Source organism: uncultured Shewanella sp. (genome assembly GCF_947491715.1).
Classification (GTDB): Bacteria; Pseudomonadota; Gammaproteobacteria; order Enterobacterales; family Shewanellaceae; genus Shewanella.
The window spans coordinates 158,295-180,003 of sequence record NZ_CANLKR010000002.1; the positions used below are offsets into that span (position 1 = coordinate 158,295).

General features: G+C 39.7%; 19 protein-coding genes and 1 pseudogene. 12 read left to right on the forward strand and 8 right to left on the reverse strand.

The features are described 5' to 3' along the window. Window positions 1–127: 127 nt before the first annotated feature. Both Q0779_RS03365 and Q0779_RS03370 read right to left on the reverse strand, forming a co-directional pair. On the reverse strand, window positions 128–1,477 hold the full coding sequence (locus Q0779_RS03365) for a sensor histidine kinase (protein WP_298769517.1): 1,350 nt from the start codon (window positions 1,475–1,477) through the stop codon (window positions 128–130). Next, window positions 1,468–2,142, reverse strand: coding sequence for a response regulator (locus Q0779_RS03370; protein WP_298769519.1), 675 nt, complete (start codon window positions 2,140–2,142; stop codon window positions 1,468–1,470). The genes Q0779_RS03365 and Q0779_RS03370 overlap by 10 nt, the downstream gene beginning before the upstream one ends. 391 nt (window positions 2,143–2,533) lie before the next feature. On the opposite strand from Q0779_RS03370, the gene Q0779_RS03375 reads away from it, so the two are divergent. Together Q0779_RS03375 and Q0779_RS03380 are read left to right on the forward strand one after the other, a co-directional pair. After that, window positions 2,534–3,379, forward strand: a complete 846-nt coding sequence (locus Q0779_RS03375) for a putative selenate ABC transporter substrate-binding protein (protein WP_298769520.1) — start codon at window positions 2,534–2,536, stop codon at window positions 3,377–3,379. A 427-nt stretch (window positions 3,380–3,806) separates the two neighbouring features. Then, on the forward strand, window positions 3,807–4,574 hold the full coding sequence (locus Q0779_RS03380; protein WP_298769522.1) for a hypothetical protein: 768 nt from the start codon (window positions 3,807–3,809) through the stop codon (window positions 4,572–4,574). Here the strand turns inward: Q0779_RS03380 and Q0779_RS03385 are convergent. After that, window positions 4,571–5,401 (reverse strand): amidohydrolase, encoded by an 831-nt coding sequence (locus Q0779_RS03385; RefSeq protein WP_298769525.1) that lies wholly within the window; start codon window positions 5,399–5,401, stop codon window positions 4,571–4,573. The two genes, Q0779_RS03380 and Q0779_RS03385, sit on opposite strands and share 4 nt — an antisense overlap. 72 nt (window positions 5,402–5,473) lie before the next feature. Next, window positions 5,474–6,127 carry a glutathione S-transferase gene (locus Q0779_RS03390; protein ID WP_298769527.1) on the reverse strand — a complete coding sequence of 218 codons (654 nt, stop codon included), beginning with the start codon at window positions 6,125–6,127 and terminating at the stop codon, window positions 5,474–5,476. A gap of 155 nt (window positions 6,128–6,282) precedes the next feature. Here Q0779_RS03390 and Q0779_RS03395 point away from each other — a divergent pair, with 155 nt between their 5' ends. Next, window positions 6,283–7,311: a rhodanese-related sulfurtransferase gene (locus Q0779_RS03395; protein ID WP_298769529.1), complete on the forward strand. Its 1,029-nt coding sequence runs from the start codon at window positions 6,283–6,285 to the stop codon at window positions 7,309–7,311. 102 nt (window positions 7,312–7,413) lie between these two features. On the opposite strand, the gene Q0779_RS03400 is transcribed toward Q0779_RS03395, so the two are convergent. Further along, window positions 7,414–9,033, reverse strand: a complete 1,620-nt coding sequence (locus Q0779_RS03400) for a hypothetical protein (RefSeq protein WP_298769530.1) — start codon at window positions 9,031–9,033, stop codon at window positions 7,414–7,416. 191 nt (window positions 9,034–9,224) lie between these two features. Between Q0779_RS03400 and Q0779_RS03405 the strand changes: the two genes are divergently transcribed. After that, on the forward strand, window positions 9,225–9,563 hold the full coding sequence (locus tag Q0779_RS03405) for a PBPRA1643 family SWIM/SEC-C metal-binding motif protein (protein WP_298769531.1): 339 nt from the start codon (window positions 9,225–9,227) through the stop codon (window positions 9,561–9,563). A 304-nt stretch (window positions 9,564–9,867) separates the two neighbouring features. Then, window positions 9,868–11,937: a neutral/alkaline ceramidase gene (locus tag Q0779_RS03410; RefSeq protein ID WP_298769532.1), complete on the forward strand. Its 2,070-nt coding sequence runs from the start codon at window positions 9,868–9,870 to the stop codon at window positions 11,935–11,937. Window positions 11,938–11,947: 10 nt separating this feature from the next. Here Q0779_RS03410 and Q0779_RS03415 read toward each other — a convergent pair whose 3' ends face one another. Then, entirely contained in the window at window positions 11,948–12,724 is a 777-nt protein-coding gene (locus Q0779_RS03415; RefSeq protein WP_298769533.1) for a helix-turn-helix transcriptional regulator, read from the reverse strand. Between the two features lie 138 nt (window positions 12,725–12,862). Here Q0779_RS03415 and Q0779_RS03420 point away from each other — a divergent pair, with 138 nt between their 5' ends. After that, window positions 12,863–13,762 carry a DMT family transporter gene (locus Q0779_RS03420; RefSeq protein ID WP_298769535.1) on the forward strand — a complete coding sequence of 300 codons (900 nt, stop codon included), beginning with the start codon at window positions 12,863–12,865 and terminating at the stop codon, window positions 13,760–13,762. A 73-nt stretch (window positions 13,763–13,835) separates the two neighbouring features. Here Q0779_RS03420 and Q0779_RS03425 read toward each other — a convergent pair. Both Q0779_RS03425 and bioA read right to left on the reverse strand, forming a co-directional pair. Then, window positions 13,836–14,051: pseudogene (locus Q0779_RS03425) on the reverse strand (adenosylmethionine--8-amino-7-oxononanoate aminotransferase BioA); the annotation flags it as partial. A gap of 100 nt (window positions 14,052–14,151) precedes the next feature. Beyond that, entirely contained in the window at window positions 14,152–15,492 is a 1,341-nt protein-coding gene (gene bioA, locus Q0779_RS03430) for an adenosylmethionine--8-amino-7-oxononanoate transaminase (RefSeq protein ID WP_298769539.1), read from the reverse strand. Between the two features lie 120 nt (window positions 15,493–15,612). On the opposite strand from bioA, the gene bioB reads away from it, so the two are divergent. The 6 genes from bioB (at window position 15,613) to Q0779_RS03460 (ending at window position 21,542) form a co-directional block, all read left to right on the forward strand. Beyond that, window positions 15,613–16,665, forward strand: coding sequence for a biotin synthase BioB (gene bioB / locus Q0779_RS03435; RefSeq protein ID WP_298769541.1), 1,053 nt, complete (start codon window positions 15,613–15,615; stop codon window positions 16,663–16,665). 42 nt (window positions 16,666–16,707) lie between these two features. Further along, window positions 16,708–17,964: an 8-amino-7-oxononanoate synthase gene (locus Q0779_RS03440; protein WP_298769543.1), complete on the forward strand. Its 1,257-nt coding sequence runs from the start codon at window positions 16,708–16,710 to the stop codon at window positions 17,962–17,964. Between the two features lie 28 nt (window positions 17,965–17,992). After that, window positions 17,993–18,865, forward strand: a complete 873-nt coding sequence (locus tag Q0779_RS03445; RefSeq protein WP_298769545.1) for a methyltransferase domain-containing protein — start codon at window positions 17,993–17,995, stop codon at window positions 18,863–18,865. A gap of 46 nt (window positions 18,866–18,911) precedes the next feature. After that, window positions 18,912–19,604, forward strand: a complete 693-nt coding sequence (gene bioD / locus Q0779_RS03450; RefSeq protein ID WP_298769547.1) for a dethiobiotin synthase — start codon at window positions 18,912–18,914, stop codon at window positions 19,602–19,604. Between the two features lie 312 nt (window positions 19,605–19,916). Next, entirely contained in the window at window positions 19,917–20,777 is an 861-nt protein-coding gene (gene htpX, locus Q0779_RS03455) for a protease HtpX (protein ID WP_298769548.1), read from the forward strand. A 204-nt stretch (window positions 20,778–20,981) separates the two neighbouring features. Continuing rightward, a complete protein-coding gene (locus Q0779_RS03460) occupies window positions 20,982–21,542 on the forward strand; it encodes a hypothetical protein (protein WP_298769550.1) in 561 nt (186 codons plus the stop codon). Window positions 21,543–21,709: the final 167 nt, after the last annotated feature.

A 21,709-nucleotide genomic window follows, 5' to 3' on the forward strand; every position in this document is an offset into this window, starting at 1 on the left:
TATCCAGAGTTAAGATGACACAGTTATTCGTCATGTTTATTGGTATGTAAAGCTTGTCCTTTTAGCTTAATATGAAGCGGTTCTATAGGTGTAAATGACCTGAATGCGACTTGACTTTATTGCAGGGTTACACAGGAATCGATATTCTAAAACATGCACCTTCTAATGCTGATGTTTCAATAGAGAGGTGACCACCGTAACTGGTGATAATTTCATGACACACTGCAAGTCCTATACCTTGACCAGCTTGTTGTGTATCGGCTCTGACACCGCGCTGGATAATTTTCTGGCGGATATTTTCATCAACACCAGGACCATCATCTTCAACGACTAATTCAAATTGGCCTGCATCATTAAAGTATGATGATACCGAGACTCGGCTAATGCATAATTTAAATGCATTTTCCATTAGGTTTCCACACAGTTCCATCAAATCGCCTTTATCGCCAGGAAAGACATGATCTTGGCTAATTGTTGCCTCAAACTGTACGCGTTTATCCTTGTATACTTTAAATAACATTTGTGAGAGTTGTTCAACGAGTGGGGCAATGTGCGTCTGTTCTTGTTTTAATCCCTTACGTCCTAACATGGCCCTTCTTAATTGGTATTTAACTAATTGATCCATTTGACTCACCTGCTCCATGATTTTTTCACCGACATGATTTCTATCTAATGATTTATCATCAGTGATTGCATGCACTGCAGCTAAGCGGGTTTTCAGGCTATGGGCAAGGTCGTTCATTGCATTTTGGTATCTTTCTTGTTGTGCACTGGACTGTTGTAGTAATTGGTTAAGTGCTTGTGTTACCCCTTCTAGTTCAACGGGATAACCATCAGAAAGGGATTTAGACTTACCACTATTAATGGAGTGTAATTCATTTCGAAGTCGGACCAAGGGGCTCATTCCCCAATAAGCTGCACTGATCAGTAATACTAAGGCGAGGGCGAGTACCATGCCTAGTCGTAAGTAGGTTCTGCGGCTGAATTGGTCGTATTCTTGCTCGAGTTTTTGAGCATCTTTCATGACGAGAAGATTGTAATGACCACCGGCCAAATTAAAAGTTAATAAGTAAACAAAGTAGCCTTTGGAATCGGCCAAAGTTAAGTAATAAGGCGGAGATTCATATCGAATACTATTAAAGCGTTCGCAGGTATCAAAAAGCCCTCTGTCAACGGCGAGAGAGGAGGTCCAGACTTGTTTAAAATTATCATCACAACTTGCAATAATATATTTTTCTGGAGTGACGTTACTGTTTCGCCAAGCACTCGTATCAGGGATCAGGTTATGCTCTCTAAGCTCCGCAGCCACTTTGGGAATTTCTGAAATGAGTTTTGCTGTTTCTTCATTGTAATTATTTTGAGCATGTAAAATATTTGTCAGCCAAGCCAGTGCAAAACCAACCAGTGCAATAATGGATAATGAGGTGAGAAACATCCGTGTTAACAGACGTTTCTTAAAAAGGGTGTTTAACTGCATGGTAAGTTAAATTTGTAGCCCTGTCCTCGAATGGTGGCGATAGGGTTTTCAATGCCTTCTTTAGAGAGTTTTTTACGTAAGCGGCTGACCATAACCTCAATGGTGTTGGGATCACCTTCTTTATCAGCATAAATCACATCAAGTAAACGTTGTTTTGCTACAACTTCATGACAATGACGCATTAAATACTCTAAAATTTGGTATTCAAATGCAGTAACTTCCATTGGAATCCCATGTAAACTCAGTTGTTTTGCAGCTAAGTCTAATGCCAAGGGGCCACTATTAATAACGGGTTTGACAAATCCTGCACTTCGCCTAACTAATGCATCCAATCTTGCAACAAGCTCTTCTTTTTGAAAAGGCTTAACTAAATAATCATCTGCTCCAGCGTTTAAACCTTCAACTTTATCCTGCCAGTTAACTCGTGCGGTGAGGATTAATATTGGCGCTTTTAAATCATTATCACGCAACTTTTGAATTAAACTGATCCCATTTTCATCAGGCAGACCTAAGTCTATGATTGCCACATCAATAGGATAATTTGTGGCTTGGTAAAAGCCTTCTTTGGCTGTGGGTGCGGTTTGTACTTGATTTCCTAACTCACTTAATTGAACTTGTAAGTGGTGGGATAGGATGGGATCATCCTCAACAACCAAAATCCTCATAATTTTGCGTCCTCAAAGGGCGTTGATATCGACAAATACGCGCCAATAAGCGTTGACATATTTGTGATTTGATTTTTTATTCATGTTTATCACTCAGTATAAACCATGTTTTATGAGTATAAACTTAACCGTGGCTGAATTTAAACGAATCGTTAATCCTTTATTATACCTAAGTGTTTAGAAGATGCGAATAATCGATGTTTATATGATGAATAATTGACGGATGTGCATGGTTGATGGTGAGTTGATTGAGAGGGGAAAAAGCGTGATTTGGCTGACGAGTATCAAAGTAATTCAGTTAAAAAAGGGAATTATTCCACTTATTGCTAGGTTTATAGTAACTTTTTAGTTAAAATCTAGTAAATTAAAATGTTTTTATTTTGAGTTTTAGATGGTTTTTTTTAAAAAATTCAACATCTTGTTATTTTTTATGATGTTGCCTAAGGTTTTTGCAGCTGAACTATTAATGACTGCGATCCCTAATGATGAGCAAAATATTGTTGATCATCATTTTAGTGTTGTTGCTGATTATTTGACAGAAGCCTTGGAGGTAGATGTGAAATATATTCCAGTTAACTCTTATGCTGAGGCTGTTGAACTTTTTAAGGAAGATCAAGTGCAATTGGCATGGTTTGGTGGATTGTCGGGTGTACAGGCTAGGCGTGCTGTGCCGGGTTCAGAGGCCATAGCACAGGGTTTAGAAGATCAATTCTTTCGCAGCTATTTTATTGCTAATGCTTCTGCAGATATCTTACCCTCGAAGAGTTTTCCTAATTTAAATGGCTATACTTTTACTTTTGGTTCACCAGACTCGACATCTGGTCGGTTAATGCCGCAATTTTTTATTGAGCGTAATTTAGGCAAAGCACCTCATGATGTTTTTCGGCGAGTGGGTTTTACGGAAAATCATTTAGAAACCATTCAGAAAGTACAATCAGGTCTTTATCAAGTGGGAGCTGTGGATTATAAAGTATGGGAGCGGGCTGTTTCAAAGGGTTTAGTGGATTTTCAAAAAGTGTCGGTCATATGGGAAAGTCCTTCTTTTCCTGATACACAGTGGACAGTGAGGGCTGATATGGATCAGCAATTTGGACAAGGATTCAAGAAAAAACTTCAGCAGGCATTATTAAGTATGCGTAGCGCAGGCCCAGAATCAAGATTATTATATGTACCTGTCGAAAATCATGATTATAAACCTATTGAAGATGTCGCTCGTGCGATAGGCTTGATTGATTAATTGCACCTTAATCGATTTTTAATATTTAATGATGTTACAAATAAACGTGCTTTAATGATGGTATTGAGGATCTAGCCTAGTCTTCGAAATCCTCTTCAGTCTAACAAGGAAGTCTAGGATACAGAGTCAAACACCACCAGCGAGCGTTTACTTTATAAAAGAGTGAACCACAGTGTTTGTGCACCTTTCTACGAAGTTACCGCTTGTTTATGCCTAATCCCACTGATGGAAAGAGAGATGTTTAAGTCAAAGGTGGGAAAAATGATATCGCAACGTTTTACTGTATTTAGTTCTCAGAAGCTACTGCAGCAATCATCTGTAAGGTTAACAGATCTTAGTGTGAAGAACACTTTTTATGGCTTGATAGGTGATCCAAGGTTCATTTTCTACCTATACTTTGAGATTGAGTCTCGGCTTAGAGTGTAAAATGGATAACAAGTTACCGAACACCTTGAACGTTTCCCCCATCTTTATGACGAAATACGATCATATTCATCCTAGTGGAACCTTGCATCCTTTGTGTTTACGTCATCGCCTTGCGAATATAGGGGTTGATGCGAGAAAACACTTATCTCAACAGTTGGATTTGAATTTATTAACGGATCGTCAATATCAGTTTATTGTTGAAACAAGCGATGACGGTTGGTTAATTGGGGGAGGAGATGATACAAAATTAAAAAGGGCAGATACAGCACACGCAGAAATTTGGCGTACTGGGCCTGATAATTTTCAAGAGGGGGGCATACCTTACTCCTTGGTTCATCAGATTATGTCTTCAATTGCTTTTGCACCTATTATATTAATGCCATCGAGAGTGAATTTGACGGATACTCATGAATTAGAGCTGCTATTTGAATATGAATCAGCTTCTACAATTGGGCAACTGTTTGCATGTCTTAGTCAAGTAATGGCTTGTCCCTGTGGTGATTACGGTAATCCTTTTCATATAACCTTAGTGAGAGGGGTAAAATTTCGTTCAAAGCAAGCAAGGGGAGCTTATTTTAAGAAAATTAATGAGGTCGTGTCCGTTTGGATTGAACGTTTTCCAAATGGGATACAGTTTGGAGATGGTGGTGTGGATTTTTTTGCCAATAGAGAAGAGATTTTATTTCATTACCCACCCACACGAATATCAGGAGTTGAAGCGGATATTACAGCGCTGAAATCAATCATAAAAATGGCTAAGAACAGCTAGAGGCGATAAAAGTGTTTAGCGTTAAGGCCTAAAATTTTTTCTCTGGCCTGTAGAGGCTTTGAAGACAGATATCGATTGATAATATTATATTGTTCTTCATAAGATGCTTTAATCAGACTGACTGGCCAATCGGAGCCATAAACTAACCTATGCTCACCGAATGCGTTAAGAATAATATCAAAATAGAGGTGAAAATCTTTTTCAGACCAGTTGTTTGCTAATTCAGAGGTGATGAAGGTCATTTTACAATATACATTTTTATGCTCAGCCAGTTTTTCGATTTCGTCTTTCCAACCAGATAAAGTTTGATGTTTAACATTGGGTTGCGCCATATGATTAATAATGAATTGTTGCTTAGGAAAATTGGAAACGAGCTCTATTGTTGCAGGTAAGTGGAAAGGTTTAATGAGTAAATCATATGTGTAATGATATGTTTGTAGTGTTGATATGCCTCTTTGAAAGTTGTCATTTAACATAAAATGAGCATCATGTTCATCTTGGATTAAATGTCTAAAACCTTTGAGCTTTGTATGGGTATGATAATGATTAAGTTGCTCACTTAACGCCTCGTCACATAAGTCGATCCAACCTACAACGCCTAATATCCATGGATATTGATTGGCTAGTGATAATAGCCAATCAGTTTCTTGAAGACTTTGCCTAGCTTGAACGACGACAGTGCCATCAATATTACACTGTGTTAGTGTGGATGATAATTGTTCGGGAGCATATTCATTTTTTAAAACGGCATATTGGTCAACCATCCATGGATAGTCATTTGGAAATAAAGGGTAATTTAAAAAATGCTGGTGTCCATCTATACGCATAATATAACTGCTCAATGAATGTCTTTTAGTAAAGAGTATGAATAGCAATGAGCAGTTTTCCAGTTTCTACGTTTATTTTGTACTTTCTAAGGTAAACATTTTTTGTGATTCAAGCCATAATGGGTATTTCTTCATAATATTAAAAAAGAGGGGACTTTCTTTATGATGAGTTAACCATTGTCGCGTGTTTGGGTAAGGGGCCTGATTAAACCAGTCTATATCGACATGAGCGAACTGGCGAACAAAAGGAAATATAGCATAATCAGCCAGAGAGGCTGAATCACCTAATAATTGTTTGTTATTAGTCAGTTTTTCTTCAAGTGTCGAAATAAATGTTTCTGCTTGTTCTCGGTAATAGGTGGCTGAATAATCAGGATAACGATCAGCATATTTATACTTATCTAGCCAAGATTTGAAAGTCGTATCATTTTGCTCAATCAAAGCGAATGTTAATTGCTCTTGTCGCTGATTGGTGGGTAATACTTTATAAGGATCGCCTTGTTCTAAAGCCCATCTCATTATATCTAAGCTTTCATCAATGACTTGGTTATTGGGTAAAATTAAGACTGGTACGGTCCCTTTTGGTGATGCCTTAAGCATAGATCCTGGTTTGTTTTTAAGTATGATTTCTCTAAGAGAGACAGAGCAATGACTTAATAAAATACCTAACCGTGCTCGCATGGCATAAGGGCAACGTCTAAAAGAGTAAAGTATGGGCTGCGGCATAACATAATATGGTTGGAAGCAGGTATACAGCAGTTTACTGTTTTATCAGTCATTTTGATATGAGATTATGATTATCATCGCCATATTTTTATGAACTTGGCTGTTTATTTTGGTGAAAGTAAGGTAATATTCACCGCGATTTTTCTAGGGTTATTATGTTTTACGCACTGGAAATGAAGTTCCAGCGAGCTGTTAAAGAGGTTGATATGTTTGTTGTTTGTGCAATGTATAAATTTGTTTCGTTACCTAATTTTGAGGCAATCCAAAAGCCTTTGTTGGGCGTTATGGAGAAAGCTGACATTAAAGGGACGCTGTTATTAGCAAGCGAAGGGATTAATGGTACGGTTGCCGGAAGCCAAACGGCCATCGATATGTTACTCGCTTGGTTAGGCACTCAACCTGGACTCGATAATATTGTTTATAAGTTATCATTTGATAATGAAATGCCTTTTTACCGTACCAAAGTCAAATTAAAAAAAGAAATTGTGACGATGGGAGTGGAAGGTATTGATCCGAATAAAGTCGTAGGGACTTATGTTAAGCCAAAAGATTGGAATGAATTGATTTCAGATCCTGATGTGCTTTTAGTGGACACTCGTAATGATTATGAAGTTCAAATAGGTACCTTTAAGCATGCGGTTGATCCAAAAACCACGACGTTCAGAGAATTCCCTGAGTATGTTCAAGAAAATCTTGATTCTGAAAAACACAAGAAAGTGGCTATGTTTTGTACTGGTGGGATCCGTTGCGAAAAATCGACAGCTTATCTAAAAGAGCAAGGTTTTGATGAAGTTTATCACCTTGAAGGTGGCATTTTAAAATACCTTGAAGAGGTGAAACAAGAAGAGAGCCTCTGGGAAGGCGAATGCTTTGTATTTGATAATCGTGTGGCTGTTAATCATGATTTAGAAAAAGGGCAGTACGATCAATGTAATGCTTGTCGTATGCCGGTTACAGCTGAAGAGAAAGCATCCAGTGATTTTGTACAAGGGGTGAGTTGTCCACATTGCATTGATAAAATTTCTGATAAGCAGCGTCAACGTTTTATTGAACGTGAGCGTCAAATGCAATTGGCTCAACAACGGGGTGAAGTCCATATTGGCAGTGATGTAAAACAAGTGATTGAGCAACGTCGGCATAAAAAAGTGCAGCTTAAACAATCACAAAATGAGACTACTGATTAGTTACAGTTTGAATTAAAGGGAAGACTAAGGATTAAACGCTCATGATCTGGTGAGCGTTTTTTGGGTTTATCGCTAATTGCTTTTTAAATAATGATGAGCAAATTAATCGATTATGACACTGGTATCGTATCCTATTCCTTCTAATGCATCAATAACGGCTTCTGCTGCTGTTTCAAGATCTGCCCATGTATAATTTTGAGAGGCCCCCGTATCTAAAATCGTTTCTCCAGCTTTTAACCATTCTAAGGCTGATTGAGCAATCACTTGTTGACCGGGTGATGCAAGGTGTACTGTGTTCCAAAATAAAAAGGGATGATTAAGTAAACTTAAGCAAGGAGTGACATTACCTGTGGCGACGCCACCATAATCATAGACATACTCATTGTCATTACAGGGACTACCAAAATTATCTGAGTACCCCTCTCCATAAGCCACAATATTCATGTTGTCATAAAGGTTATCTAAGAAGTAAAAATGCCAATTTGGATAATGAGTTGGTTCAATTAACGCGTAAGCTGATGCTGTCCTATAAGTGAGCAATTTTAATCGTTCGTTATAAATCTTAACTAATTCACCCAATACAGTAGCAAAGGCTTGCAGCTCTATTGGGCGCAAATCAATACCTGATTGCATTAAATAATAATTAATATCGGGTGTGATCCCAAGATTATACTGGGGAAACATAAAGATATTACCTCTTTCTTGGTCTTGTTGCCGTAATCCTTGGATCATAGTTTCTACACTGGAATTTGAGGTACCAATCATATATTCAGGGATCGTGGTCCAAATAGCTTCCATAAAGGCTTGGGTATTAATATCTCCCCCAACCCAGTCGAAAAAGACACCAGAAAGGTCATTGGCACCGCTATAGAATATATACAAACTGTCTTCATCGACTTGAAGCGTTGTATTGTTAATATCAGGAAGAAACAGTTGCGTGATTTGCTGGTATAGCGTGGGAACAGGCATTAAGGCTTCAAGACTATAACCATCCTCGGCTGTTAGTGGGGGCTTACCATCATCAAGTATTTGGGAAGAGCGGTAGCTTTCTTGCATGGCATAAATATCATCTTTAGGGCACTCATCTGCGATGATGAGTAGGTCTTGATTACCATTATAACAGCCAGTTTGTGTTGATAATGCACCAAACCAAGCATAATTAACTGAGACCATTTCAGTGCTGTTAATTCCTTCAGTTGAATAAGCCACCCATGATGACAGAAGTACTTCATCAAAAAGCGCAGTATTGACGATGCCATTGTAAGCAAAATAGTCGACCCAACCAGTAGAAGTGCTTTGTCTTGTGCTACAAATAGCAGGATGAAGAGTGGTTCCTTTTCCTGAGCAAATGGATTGTGTGTCATTTTCTAACGTAATAACATTATAGGCATTACCTGTTTCAGGGAATTGAAGTGAACCTAGATCCAATGGCGTAAAAATGTCACTATCGATGGGTTCAGTGATGGGGTTATAAATATTTGTGGCAATTTTATTCTTTGAAGAAGAATAGGGATCATATTGATAATATAAACTTTGTGGGTAATTTCCAATATCACTTTGGCTATCACCAAAGACAATAATGTTGGAAAATAATTCGGTTTTATAATTATCATCATTATCATCATTGTCATCGTCTTTGGAGCAAGCAGTGAGTAAAGGGACTATCAATATTGCAGTTAGAAAGCATAAGGTATGTTTTTGAGCCAAAAAGAGTCTATTCATATTGTTCCATTTTATCAATAGTGTCTGTAGACGGCGTCCTTTTATTGGTACCTACGGGTTAAAATAGCAGTATAGTTGAATATTTTAATGTATAAAAAATACCAGAGAATATTGAAGTATTCCGGTATATATGTATTTAGTGATGAAAATAGGGTATAAGCTCAGTGATTATTGTTTATTAGGTAGTATTCATGTCAGATAAATTTTTTTTTAAAGGGCGTAAAACCCCTAAACCAAAGCATGAGAGTTTTGGTTATAACACTAAAAGAGTGGCTAAATTGGGGACGTTAGCCAATCCGTTGCATTTGACGGTTAATACCACAGAAAGAGAAATTGAAATAAAACAGCAGTTAATTGATCGCCAATTAATAGCTGATATTATAGTGGATGTGGATGCTTGTGAAGATATCAGCGCATTAACATTACTGTTAAACAAGACTACACCAGTTGTATCGGGAAAAAGCCCGGAACGTAATCAACTTTGTTCTTGTGGAAGCAGAAAAAAATATAAAAAATGTTGTGGTAAGTAGTTAGATTATATCGCTGACACAGAATATTGAACGCCCTCAAAATTTTTCCCATAGACTATTTCATTAGTAAAAAATAATGAAATAGTCTTCTATTCTTATTTAAATGTGAAGAAAATTAACCTTATCAATTAGACGGTTACCTGTCATGCTCACAAATTTTTCCCCTGTTGGCTTTAAATATTAGCTTTTTCTAATGTTTTTGTTTTGCTTTATGTCTCGATTATGACTTGAATGTGAATGAAGCGATTACTCAAAGTATTTAAATTGCATTCTCTAATAATGACAAGTATTAAGGAGAGATAAAGTGACATATCGACAAATAGGAGCAGCATTTTGTTTTTATTGCTTTATTATTTTGTTTCAACCATTGAGCTGGGGCTATGAAAGTAATTATGTGATTGGTCGAGGGATCCATGATATTACTGGCCCGGCAGCAGAGGTTGGGTTAATGGGCTATGCCAATGTAGAGCAAAAAAGTAGCGGGATACATACTCGCCAATGGGCGCGTGCCTTTATTATTGTGGATGAGAGCAGTGGTCAGCGAATAGTATTTGTTAATGTGGATGCTGGCGCTGTTTTTCAAGCGGTAACACAAGATGTGATGCGTGAGTTAGACGCTAAATTTGGCCGTCTCTATACCACAGATAATGTGATTTTAAGTGCAACCCATACTCATTCAGCTGTGGGAGGGCAGTCTCATTACGGTTTATATGATATTACGATTTTAGGCTTTATTGAACAAGCGCACTCGGCACAAGTTGATGGGATTGTTGCGGCGATAGAAAAAGCACACAATGATTTGAAACCGGGTTATATATTGATAAATAAAGGGGATTTATCTAATGCCAGTTATAATCGTTCAATAGAGGCTTATCAAAATAATCCTTTTTTTGAACGCTTGTATTACGCAAATGCCATTCAACCAGAAATGACAGTGCTGAAATTGGTGCATCAAGAGGAGGGACAAGGATCACAAGAAGTGGGGATGATTAATTGGTTTGCAACTCATCCTAATGCCATGGGTAGAGAACTGACGGTCTTAAGTTCGGATAATAAAGGCTATGCGGCGTATTTATTCGAGAAAAAATTAAAAAACAGTGATTATCAAAGTCAGGAGAGTTTTGTTGCGGCGTTTGCCATTAGCAATGCCGGCGATATGTCACCTAATTTGAATTCCGATGAGCTAGGAAGAGGGCCAACCACTGATAGGTTCGAAAATGTCGAGATAATAGGGGAGCGTCAATACCAAAGGGCATTGACCTTATACAATAATGCCACGGAACAATTAATAGGCACTATTGATACTCAGCAGCAGTTTGTCGATTTATCTCAAACATGGGTGTCAGCAGATTTTACAGGAACAGAGGCGAAGCAGACCTGTATTGCTGGATTAGGTGAATCGTTTGCGGCGGGCACTGAAGATGGTCGTGGGCCGAGCTTTTTTGAAGAAGGAAGCACAGAGGCTAATCCCTTTTTTCAATGGATCAGTAGCATGATTGTCGAGCCTAGCGAGGAAGATATTGTTTGTCATGAAAATAAGGCGCTCTTACTGGCGGTAGGTAAAACTGCTCCTTATCCTTGGTCTCCTGAAGTATTACCTTTGTCACTACAAAAAATAGGGCAATTAGCGATTGCCGCTGTTCCTGCTGAGTTTACTGTTATGGCGGGTAGACGTTTGATGCAAACCGTTGAAAATGTATTGGGTGATCATGTGCAATATACCGTCATTGCAGGGCTTTCAAATGCGTATAGTGGTTATGTGGCGACAAAAGAGGAATATGATCTGCAACATTATGAGGGGGGCTCGACTCATTTTGGTCCATGGACCTTGGCTGCATATCAACAATCTTTTTATCAATTAGCTGAAGACATATTACCTAGAGGTGAAATACCGAAAAAGGTGCAGATCCCAATACCTTTCCCTGAAGTCGAACCCGTACCGAGAAATTTAACCGGAGAAACCATTAATTTTCAAACGGGAGTCGTACACGATCAAGCGCCCATTTTTAAGCAAGTAGGCGATATTGTGGATGATGCGCAAGATGTTTATCAAAAAGGCGAGCAAGTGATAGTGCGTTTTTGGTCTGGGCATCCCAAGAATAATTTACGCACGCAAAGTTCTTTCATGGAAGTGCAATTTTGGATGCAAGATCATTGGCAAGTGGTTGCCACTGACAATGATTGGGAAACGATATATGAATGGCATCGCATAGATAGCCTTTGGGGAACCTCTCAAGCGACGCTGACATGGAATATGCCTGATACTGCCCCCACGGGTTATTATCGTTTAGTGCATTTTGGTGATGAAAAACAGCCTGTTACAGGTGAGATAAAGGCTTATAACGGGCGCAGTCGTGTATTTTTAGTGGAATGAATGGATTTGTTTAAATGGATAAGCGTTGGCTGTATTGTTTCGGTGTGCAGCCAGCATATTGTTTAAAAAGAATAATTAATGGTGAGGTTTGGTTGTAACCTAAGGTTAATGCAATTTGTTTAATGGGTAAGCCCTGTTTGAGTAAATGCAATGCTTCGATAAATTTTCGTCTTTGGCGCCATTCTGTGAAACTCAAGCCTAATTGATCTTGAAAGTGCCTTGCTAAGGTGCGTTCTGTAGTATGAATTTTCTTAGCCCACAGGGATAATGACGTATTATTCTGGGGATGATGCTCTAATGTCGTCAAAATAGGAGAGAGTAGACGATCATTACTTGTGGGAAGAAAAGCGGATGTTTGGCTTGCTTGACTGAGCTGATCGAGCAGCACTTGTACCAATCGTTTATCTTCTTTTGAAGTGGCAAAGGTCAGATTGCGCCGATAGAAGTCATCCATGATACTTAATAGAATAGGACTTAATGCGAGCAAACACACCTGCTTCGGCATATTCATCACATCAGGCATGATGTTAATGGAATAGTATTGCATTTGTTTACGCATATAGCTTTCATGACTGACTTTTTCAGGAACCCAGATACCATATTGTGATGGGGCGATATGATGTTCTTTTTCAGTGTAAATTTCAATCACACCAGCATGAACGATTTGTAACTGTCCCCATTGGTGGTTATGCATCGGAGTGATGGCATCGGGTAAAAAGCGTTCAAAACTGAAAAACACTTTGTCTAAGGGAGCTTGCGCAAATTTTGTCGGATAAATATTAGCCATGTGTGATGTCTTATTAGAATGCAAAATAGAGAAACTGTCCGAACAGCAAGTTTAACTGTCTGAAGAGCAATATAACCTAATAGTAGGACATGAGAAAATAGTTGCTTCGAAGTAGTGTTAATAATGATTTGAGGTGGTATGTCTTATTTTTTTCCTATGGTGGCTGTGTTGATATGGTCAATCAATGCACTCGTTAATAAATTATCATTTGGCGTGATCCCAGCAGAGACCATCGCATTTTATCGATGGTTTTTTGCCATTTTAATTTTAAGCCCTTTTTTAATGAAACCTGCATGGCAACAAAGGAAAAAAATTCAAGCGCATTTAGGCAAATTGGCTTTTTTATCTTTGCTTGGAATGGTGCTGTATCAATCATTGGCTTATTTTGCAGCTGCAACCACCACGGCGACAAATATTGGTTTGATCACATCTTTAGTGCCATTGATGAGCCTTTTTCTCGCGCCCATATTATTAAATAAAGGTTTGTCAAAATGGGCTTTATTAGGGGCAAGTCTTTCATTAATTGGCTTATTTATTATGTTGAGCCAGGGCAATACGCATCAATTTATACAGCAAGGTATTAATCAAGGTGATGGTTTATTACTGATTGCTGCTTTTTCCTATGGGCTCTATAACGTCATGATAAAGCGTTGGGATATGGGATTATCTGTTTGGGTCTCTTTGTATATGCAAGGGGTATTTGCGATTATCTGGTTATTGCCTGGCCTCTTACTTGCGCCTAGTGTCTCAATCAGTTTAGCGGCAATGCCTTTAGTGACTTTTGCTGCATTAGCGGCTTCTATTATTGCCCCTTGGGCATGGATAAAAGGCATTGGTCTTTTGGGCGCCGAACGAACGGCTATTTTTATGAATGCATTACCGGTTATGACAGCCATGGCTGCGAGCCAATGGTTAAATGAGCAGTTGACTGTTTATCATTATGTTGGCGGAGGGCTGGCACTGCTAGGGGTGAGTGTGTCGCAAATAACAACCCAATTTTCTGTATTAAAAGCAAAATGGTTAATGAAAGGGGCTTGATATTGAAATCTCAATAGGAATGGATCTTTGGAGGTGGTTTAACTGCTTTTACCTGCCAAAGATCCAAACATTTTTAACCGTGGCTGATGAATGTTTGTCCGCTTGACGTTTTAGTGATGCTGGCGGCGACTTGTTTCATTGCTGTGGTTAATTGTGTGAGCTCTGAGGCTGTAATGGTATAGGCTGGCATAATATAAATAATATTGGAAAAGGGCCTTATCCATACGCCTAGAACAACAAATTGTTGCTGTCATTGTCCTGTATTGAGTGTTGATGTCATCTTCAATATACAACCCCGTTTTTTGTGTCAAAAGGCAAACGGTTACTATTGAAATCTCAATAGGAATGGATCTTTGGAGGTGGTTTAACCGCCAAAGATCCAAACATTTTTACCCGTGGCTGATGAATGTTTGTCCGCTTGACGTTTTAGTGATGCTGGCGGCGACTTGTTTCATTGCTGTGGTTAATTGTGTGAGCTCTGAGGCTGTAATGGTATAGGCTGGCATAATATAAATAATATTGGAAAAGGGCCTTATCCATACGCCTAGATCAACAAACTGCTGCTGTAATTGAGCAGTATTAAGTGTTGATGCCATTTCCAGAACACCAACAGCGCCCAGTATGCGTACGTCCTTTACATGTTCATAATGAATAGCTTCATTTAGCTCTGCTTTTAGTTGGGTTTCGATTGCGTCTACTTGGGCTTGCCATTGATTGTTAGCAATGAGTGTTAAGCTAGCATTGGCTGCAGCGCAGGCTAACGGGTTACCCATGAAAGTTGGACCGTGCATAAAAACACCTGCGGGTGAATCGCTGATCCCCTGAGCGACTTCATCAGAACATAGGGTTGCGGCTAGCGAGATGTAACCACCGGTGAGCGCTTTGCCCAAACATAATATGTCGGCTTCAATATTGGCGTGTTCATAGGCAAATAGCTTACCTGTGCGTCCAAAACCTGTGGCGATTTCATCTAAAATAAGCAAAATGTTAAATTCATCACATAAGGATCTCAGTCCTGCTAAATACTCTGCACTGTAAAAGCGCATACCACCCGCTCCTTGCATAATGGGCTCAATAATTAATGCGGCAATAGTGTGATGCCGCTGTTCAATAATTTGCCTTATGTTTGCTAAATCATTTTCTAAAAATGGCGCATTAAAAGGTGTTTGAGGGGCAGGTGCAAAGATTTGTTGGGTGACAGAATCCCCAAACATGGTATGCATACCACCTTGCGGATCGCATACGCTCATTGCGGCAAATGTGTCTCCATGATAGCCATTTTTGACGGTAAGGATATGTTGCTTTTGACTTTGCTGTCGACCTTGCCAATATTGTAGTGCCATTTTTAGTGCCACTTCGACGGCAATGGAGCCCGAATCGGCTAAGAAGACTTTAGTGAGGCGATCACTGGTCATCGAAATCAGTTTTTTAGATAATTCTATCGCGGGGGAGTGGGTGATCCCACCAAACATCACATGGCTTAATTGATGTAATTGGTGTTCCATCGCTTGCAAAATATCAGGGTGACCGTAGCCATGCACACAAGCCCACCAAGAGCTGGTTCCATCAATGAGGGTGCGTCCATCTTCTAGTGTTAATTGCCTATCTTTCGCTGCCACAACACCAAAAGTGGGTAGCGCTTGCGTCATAGACGTATAAGGGTGCCAGATATGTTCTGCATCAAAGTGATAGTCTAGAGAGGGGGTAGAGTGTGTTTTGTTGTCGCTCATAAATCAACCATTAGTAAACCAGTTATCAGGGTTAGCATTGACAGCTTAAGGGCTGTGGGTATCATAGGCAAGATAAAAACGGTGTAATACCACAATGAATACGCGAGAAAGGTGAGTTCTATGTCAATGTTAGACGTGCGCAATGATTGGACACGAAATGAAATTGAGGCATTATTTGCCTTACCCATGAACGATCTGCTTTTTCAAGCTCACAGTATTCATCGTCAAACATTTGATCCAAACGAAGTTCAGATCAGTCGATTATTATCGATCAAGACAGGTGCTTGCCCTGAAGACTGCAAATATTGCCCTCAAAGTGCCCGTTACGATACAGGGCTTGAAAAAGAACGTTTATTGGCAATGGAAACGGTCTTAACCGAAGCTCGTAGTGCTAAAGCGGCAGGGGCTTCACGTTTTTGTATGGGAGCAGCATGGCGTAATCCAAAAGAGCGTGATATGCCTTATTTGAAAACCATGGTTGAAGAAGTAAAAGCACTGGGAATGGAAACGTGCATGACGTTAGGTATGTTATCGGCCAGTCAAGCTGATGAACTGGCCGATGCGGGATTGGATTATTATAACCACAATCTTGATACCTCTCCAGAATACTATGGGGATGTGATCACAACGCGGACGTATCAAAACCGATTGGATACATTGTCAAATGTTCGTGCATCGGGGATGAAAGTGTGCTCTGGTGGTATTGTAGGTATGGGCGAAAAGGCACAAGATAGGGCAGGATTATTACAGCAATTGGCTAATTTAGAACAGCATCCTGATTCGGTACCGATTAATATGTTGGTGAAAGTATCGGGAACGCCCTTTGCCGATATTGATGACTTAGATCCACTTGAATTTGTTCGTACTATTGCTGTTGCTCGCATTATTATGCCTAAATCTCGTGTACGTCTCTCTGCTGGGCGTGAAAATATGAGTGATGAACTGCAGTCTATGTGCTTCTTTGCTGGGGCGAACTCAATTTTTTATGGTTGTAAGTTACTGACTACACCAAACCCAGAAGAAAATGATGATATGGCTTTGTTTAAGCGCTTAGGTTTGCACCCTGAGCAAGGAGTGGCGGCAACCAAGGAGCAAGATGAAGCCATGTTAGCAAAGGCCGCTGCGAAACAAGATAAACAATCCTCGGCATTCTATGACGCTGCTGCGTTATAAGTTCCAATTGTTTATTTCAAGTGAATAAAGGGCGTATAACGGATGACCGATAACGAATTGACCCAAAAAATGATGGCTCAACAAGCCAAGTTACAGCAAAGTGATTTGTTGAGAAAAAGGCGGTCAGTTCATTTAAAAGCGAATGCCACACTTAATGAAAAACAGCAAGATTATGTTAATTTTTCAAGCAATGACTATCTTGGCTTGTCACGTGAACCCATCATAGCCAATGCGTTACACCAAGGTGCCCTTGACTATGGCGTTGGCAGTACTGCTTCGCCTTTAGTTACTGGGTATAGCCCAGCTCATTCTCAGCTTGAACAGCGTTTATGTGAGCTAACAGGCCATGAAGCGGCCATTTTATTCTGCTCGGGCTTTGCAGCTAATAATGCATTAATAAAAACGCTTTTTGATAAGACAAATCGAGTGATTGCAGACAGGCTCATTCATGCATCTATTATTGATGGCTTACGGGATAGTGGCGCACAGTTCAAGCGATTTCATCACAATGATCTTGATAATGTTAAAGCTCTTTTAACACAATTCTCCCCAAGTGCAGTCGTGACGGAAAGTATTTTTAGCATGGATGGAACACAAGCTCCACTGGCAGCTTTATCTCATTTATGTCGTGAGCATGGTGCTTGGTTAATCGTTGACGATGCACATGGTTTCGGTGTCATAGGTCGCCGTGGTTTAGGCGCGAGTCAATGGCAGGCGTCCACAGAAGCCGTTTCACCTGATCCACATTTTGGTTTACTTGGGCAACAAGGGTTAGGCTCAACTCAAGTTAAATTAGAGACGACACTGCCCATCGATGCGCAAGTGATCACCTTTGGCAAGGCCATGGGTTGCCAAGGCGCTGCTATTTTAGGCAGTCAGTCATTAATCGATTTTCTCGTTGCGAATGCAAGACATTATATTTATTCGACTGCCTTATCTCCTGCAAATACCGTTGCGGCTTTGGCTTCCCTTGAATGTATTGTACTGGCGGATAATAAACGTCAAAAGTTACATAAAAATATCTTGTTATTTAGAGGATTATGTCAAGCAGCGGGTATAGCATTAACGGACTCTTTAACGGCGATACAGCCGATTATTATTGGTGATTTATCCTGTATGTTACAGGTGGATGAAGCGCTAAAACAGAGCGGTTTTTGGGTGGGAGCGATTCGGCCACCGACCGTGCCGAAAGGAAGTGCACGCCTTCGGATCACCCTGAATGCGAGCCATCAAGCGAATGATATTCATGCTTTAGTTGAGAGTTTATCTTCTGCACTATCGTCTATTGAAAGTCAGTAATAATGAAATACTAAAAAATAATATAATAATGAGCACAATAGCAAATATGACCGCGATAGCCGATAACTTCACATCATCCATTTATGATCCTGTACTGAGTCAGTCGAATCGGCAGAATGTCACACACAAACAGGATCAAAATGATTGGCAACAGTTGATAGCAAAAGACTTTTCTTTGGCTGCAAGGGCTTATCATGAACATAATGTTGTTCAGCAATATACCTCAGCAATGTTAACTGAATATATGCAGCAGCCTCAGGGAATATTACTCGATATTGGTGCTGGTCCCGGGACGGATTTTTCTGACTGTTCGGCACTTAATCATGTCATTAGTATTGATATTGCTGCGGGAATGCTCAATCAATTAAGAGACAATTTTCCTCACTATCATGCAATACAAGGTGATGCGCAGTCTTTACCTTTACTGAGTCGTAGTGTTAATGCCATTTACTCTAACTTGGCTTTACAATGGTGTGGTGATTTTAAAAAAGCCGTTTTAGAAGCGGCAAGGGTATTAACGCCATTGGGCAGCTTTGATATCAGTGTGGTTGCAAAAAATAGCTTGCCAGAATTGTCATCTCTTGGGTTTAAAGTGAACCCCTTTCAACCTTTTGATGCTTTAGTCTCTTGCTTTGATGAAAAAAATTGGCAGGTAATGGAAGCAAGATTAGCGCCTGTGACTGTGTATTTTGATGATTTGAAAAGTTTGCTGTATTCCATTAAAGGTGTGGGAGCGTCAGCGTTAATGGGTAGACATGAGCCGTCGTCGTTAATGCTTCGAGGACGTCAAGATTGGCAGTCTTTAAATGAGAAAGCTCAGAGCTTAAGGCAGTCAAAAGGGATCCCACTGACTTATTATATCGCCATTATTCGGGCAAAACGAAAACATAATCTTGTTTAAGTGAAGCTGAAAAATAAGATGTGATTGATGAAAGAGGAGAGAATGGATGTATTTTGTGACGGGCACTGACACCGATTGTGGTAAAACCTTAGTATCGAGTGCATTACTGCATAACGCACATGGGCGTAGTTTAGGTTTTAAGCCGATTGCATCGGGTTGTGAAAAAAGCCTGCAAGGGTTAAGAAATGCCGATGCATTACATTTACTGTCAGCCTCCAGTGTTAAGCTTGGAGACTCGTTGCCGTATCGCGATAAAACGATAAAGTTAGAGTATCAACATATTAATCCTTATGCATTTGAGCCTGCCATCGCCCCTCATATTGCCGCGCAGCAAGTTGATCTTGTCATCGAGCCCATGAAATTACTCAGTCATGTGGCATTTGCAAAAGCCTTACCTTTAGATTTCTGTTTGATTGAAGGGGCGGGGGGATGGCATTTGCCTCTAGGGGGAGGGCATTTATTATCTCATGTAGTTAAAGAAGCAAAGCTTGCCGTAATATTGGTAGTGGGGGTTAAGCTGGGTTGTTTAAATCATGCTTTATTAACACAAGAAGCATTGCTCAAAGAAGGCATTGAAATTGCGGGATGGGTGGCAAACTGTATTGACCCTGATATGCCTTATTTAGAGGAAAATTTATCGACGTTAGAAGAGGTAATGAAAGGAAAGTGTCTAGGTGTGATCCCTTATCTAAATGAACCAAGAACAAGCATTGCGGCGACGTATCTGAGATTAGCTTAAACGAGTTTGTTCATTGCGTTTTTATGATTTTGTGAATCAAGATTAATCCAATGCCTATTTTTAACATCCTAATTTACAATGCTATGATTTTAAATGTTTTATTGTGCATTTTTCAGTATTTTATCATTGATATTAGCTGACTTTTTGCTGTTAAAATCACCTTTTGATTGTCTATAGCCTTGAATTTTCATTATTAGGACATATTATGTCATAATAAGGTGGCATGATGATGCTGTTTTGAGTTTGGTGTAGACAAGAAAGTCCCGTTTTAGCTTTTGATAAAGCCGATAGAGCGATTTTTAAGGAGCAAGTATGAAGCGCATATTTTTACTGATAGCTACCAATATGGCTATTTTGCTGGTGGCATCCATTGTGATGTCAATATTAGGGGTCAATACCTCAAGTATGGGGGGGTTATTGATTTTCGCCGCTATTTTTGGTTTTGGTGGGGCGTTTATCAGTTTGGCCATTTCCAAGTGGATGGCCAAACGGGCAATGGGTTGTGAAGTGATCACCCAGCCCCGTGATGAGACCGAACGTTGGTTACTTCAAACTGTTGCTCGTCAAGCTGAAACGGCAGGCATCAAAATGCCGGAAGTCGCTATTTATCAATCCCAAGAACTCAATGCTTTTGCCACAGGTCCTAGTAAGGACAATGCGTTAGTTGCGGTGAGTAGTGGCCTGGTTTATGGCATGACTAAAGATGAAATCGAAGGTGTATTAGCCCATGAAGTCAGCCATGTTGCTAATGGTGATATGGTGACGTTAACCTTGATCCAAGGTGTCATGAATACTTTTGTTATTTTTGCTGCTAGGGTTGTTGCTGGGATCATTAATAATTTCGTGAGTAATGATGAGGGCGAAGGCTTGGGTATGTTTGCCTATATGGCAGTGGTTTTTGTCCTTGATATGTTATTTGGTATTTTAGCTTCTTTTGTTGTCGCATACTTTTCGCGGATCCGTGAGTTTAAAGCGGATGAAGGTGGAGCGGCATTAGCAGGCAAGCATAAGATGATTGCGGCATTAGAACGCTTACGCCAAGGGCCTGAAACCGGTGAAATGCCAGCTCAAATGGCGGCTTTTGGGATTAACGGTAAACGTTCAATTTCTGAATTATTAATGAGCCATCCTCCTTTAGAAAAGAGAATTGAAGCATTAAAAGCACGTTCTTAGTCATGAGAGTATTGCAGTAATAACAAAAAAACACCGATTTCATCGGTGTTTTTTTATGAGATTTGAATAGACGGAATAGAAAAAAGTATTATAAAAATTGAAAGTATAGCCTTTAGTAGAGGTCGTTTTCATGCTTGAGGTTGAGGCTAAAAAAAGGGGGGTGTTTGATAATATGTCAATACAAAAAAGTTAAGTGAGATAAATGTGAGTATTGATGGTCGTATTATATTGTCTAGTAAAGTCAGTTACTACAAGCCTATTGTTAAATGGGGGATTGTCTCTGGCATTTTTTTATGTTTTATTTTCTTCTGCATTCAGCTTCAAGCGAATTCATTAAGTGAGGACATGAGTGCACACAATGAATTGTCGACGATGGAAAATCAGGTATCTGTGACGCAACTTGGCAGCGGTTTGGCGGTGAGTGCTATCCAATCTGGGACTCAGAATCAAATAAGCTTATTTCAAGAAGGGAATAGCCATATTGCCAAGGGGATCCAGCAAGGTGAACAAAATCAATTAATTCTAATGCAAGCCGGCGCTGCGATTGAAGCGCAAATCTTGCAACAAGGCGCTAATAATCATTTGAGCGCACTTCAACTGGGAGATGGCTTATTGTTAGAAGTGAGCCAGCAAGGAAGTGATAATCAGGCTCGGGTCGCCCAATTAGGAGAGGGAAGTCAAATATTCATTCACCAACAGGGTATTAATCATAATGTGAATGTTGTGCATTTTGGTCGACAACCCATCACAGTCACTCAACATTAACCATTATGAGATCTGCTCTAAATGCGGTGCAATGACGAAATTAGTTAACCCATTGTAGATTTCTTCTATTTATTATTTACTTGAGTCGTTTATCTTTCTTGAATTTAAATCAGATTGTTAATTTTATGTGTTTATTTCTTTTTAACGTGTCCAGTGCCATTCTTGAT

What these genes read in the sequence shown, in the direction of transcription:
- Q0779_RS03390 (WP_298769527.1), bottom strand. Translation starts at nt 6,127, where the DNA reads ATGCCGCAGCCCATACTTTACTCTTTTAGACGTTGCCCTTATGCCATG.
- Q0779_RS03370 (WP_298769519.1), bottom strand. Translation starts at nt 2,142, where the DNA reads ATGAGGATTTTGGTTGTTGAGGATGATCCCATCCTATCCCACCACTTA.
- Q0779_RS03375 (WP_298769520.1), top strand. Translation starts at nt 2,534, where the DNA reads ATGGTTTTTTTTAAAAAATTCAACATCTTGTTATTTTTTATGATGTTG.
- Q0779_RS03445 (WP_298769545.1), top strand. Translation starts at nt 17,993, where the DNA reads ATGAGCACAATAGCAAATATGACCGCGATAGCCGATAACTTCACATCA.
- Q0779_RS03440 (WP_298769543.1), top strand. Translation starts at nt 16,708, where the DNA reads ATGACCGATAACGAATTGACCCAAAAAATGATGGCTCAACAAGCCAAG.
- Q0779_RS03380 (WP_298769522.1), top strand. Translation starts at nt 3,807, where the DNA reads ATGGATAACAAGTTACCGAACACCTTGAACGTTTCCCCCATCTTTATG.
- htpX (WP_298769548.1), top strand. Translation starts at nt 19,917, where the DNA reads ATGAAGCGCATATTTTTACTGATAGCTACCAATATGGCTATTTTGCTG.
- Q0779_RS03395 (WP_298769529.1), top strand. Translation starts at nt 6,283, where the DNA reads ATGTTTTACGCACTGGAAATGAAGTTCCAGCGAGCTGTTAAAGAGGTT.
- Q0779_RS03405 (WP_298769531.1), top strand. Translation starts at nt 9,225, where the DNA reads ATGTCAGATAAATTTTTTTTTAAAGGGCGTAAAACCCCTAAACCAAAG.
- Q0779_RS03400 (WP_298769530.1), bottom strand. Translation starts at nt 9,033, where the DNA reads ATGAATAGACTCTTTTTGGCTCAAAAACATACCTTATGCTTTCTAACT.
- Q0779_RS03385 (WP_298769525.1), bottom strand. Translation starts at nt 5,401, where the DNA reads ATGCGTATAGATGGACACCAGCATTTTTTAAATTACCCTTTATTTCCA.
- Q0779_RS03415 (WP_298769533.1), bottom strand. Translation starts at nt 12,724, where the DNA reads ATGGCTAATATTTATCCGACAAAATTTGCGCAAGCTCCCTTAGACAAA.
- Q0779_RS03420 (WP_298769535.1), top strand. Translation starts at nt 12,863, where the DNA reads ATGTCTTATTTTTTTCCTATGGTGGCTGTGTTGATATGGTCAATCAAT.
- Q0779_RS03365 (WP_298769517.1), bottom strand. Translation starts at nt 1,477, where the DNA reads ATGCAGTTAAACACCCTTTTTAAGAAACGTCTGTTAACACGGATGTTT.
- bioD (WP_298769547.1), top strand. Translation starts at nt 18,912, where the DNA reads ATGTATTTTGTGACGGGCACTGACACCGATTGTGGTAAAACCTTAGTA.
- bioA (WP_298769539.1), bottom strand. Translation starts at nt 15,492, where the DNA reads ATGAGCGACAACAAAACACACTCTACCCCCTCTCTAGACTATCACTTT.
- bioB (WP_298769541.1), top strand. Translation starts at nt 15,613, where the DNA reads ATGTCAATGTTAGACGTGCGCAATGATTGGACACGAAATGAAATTGAG.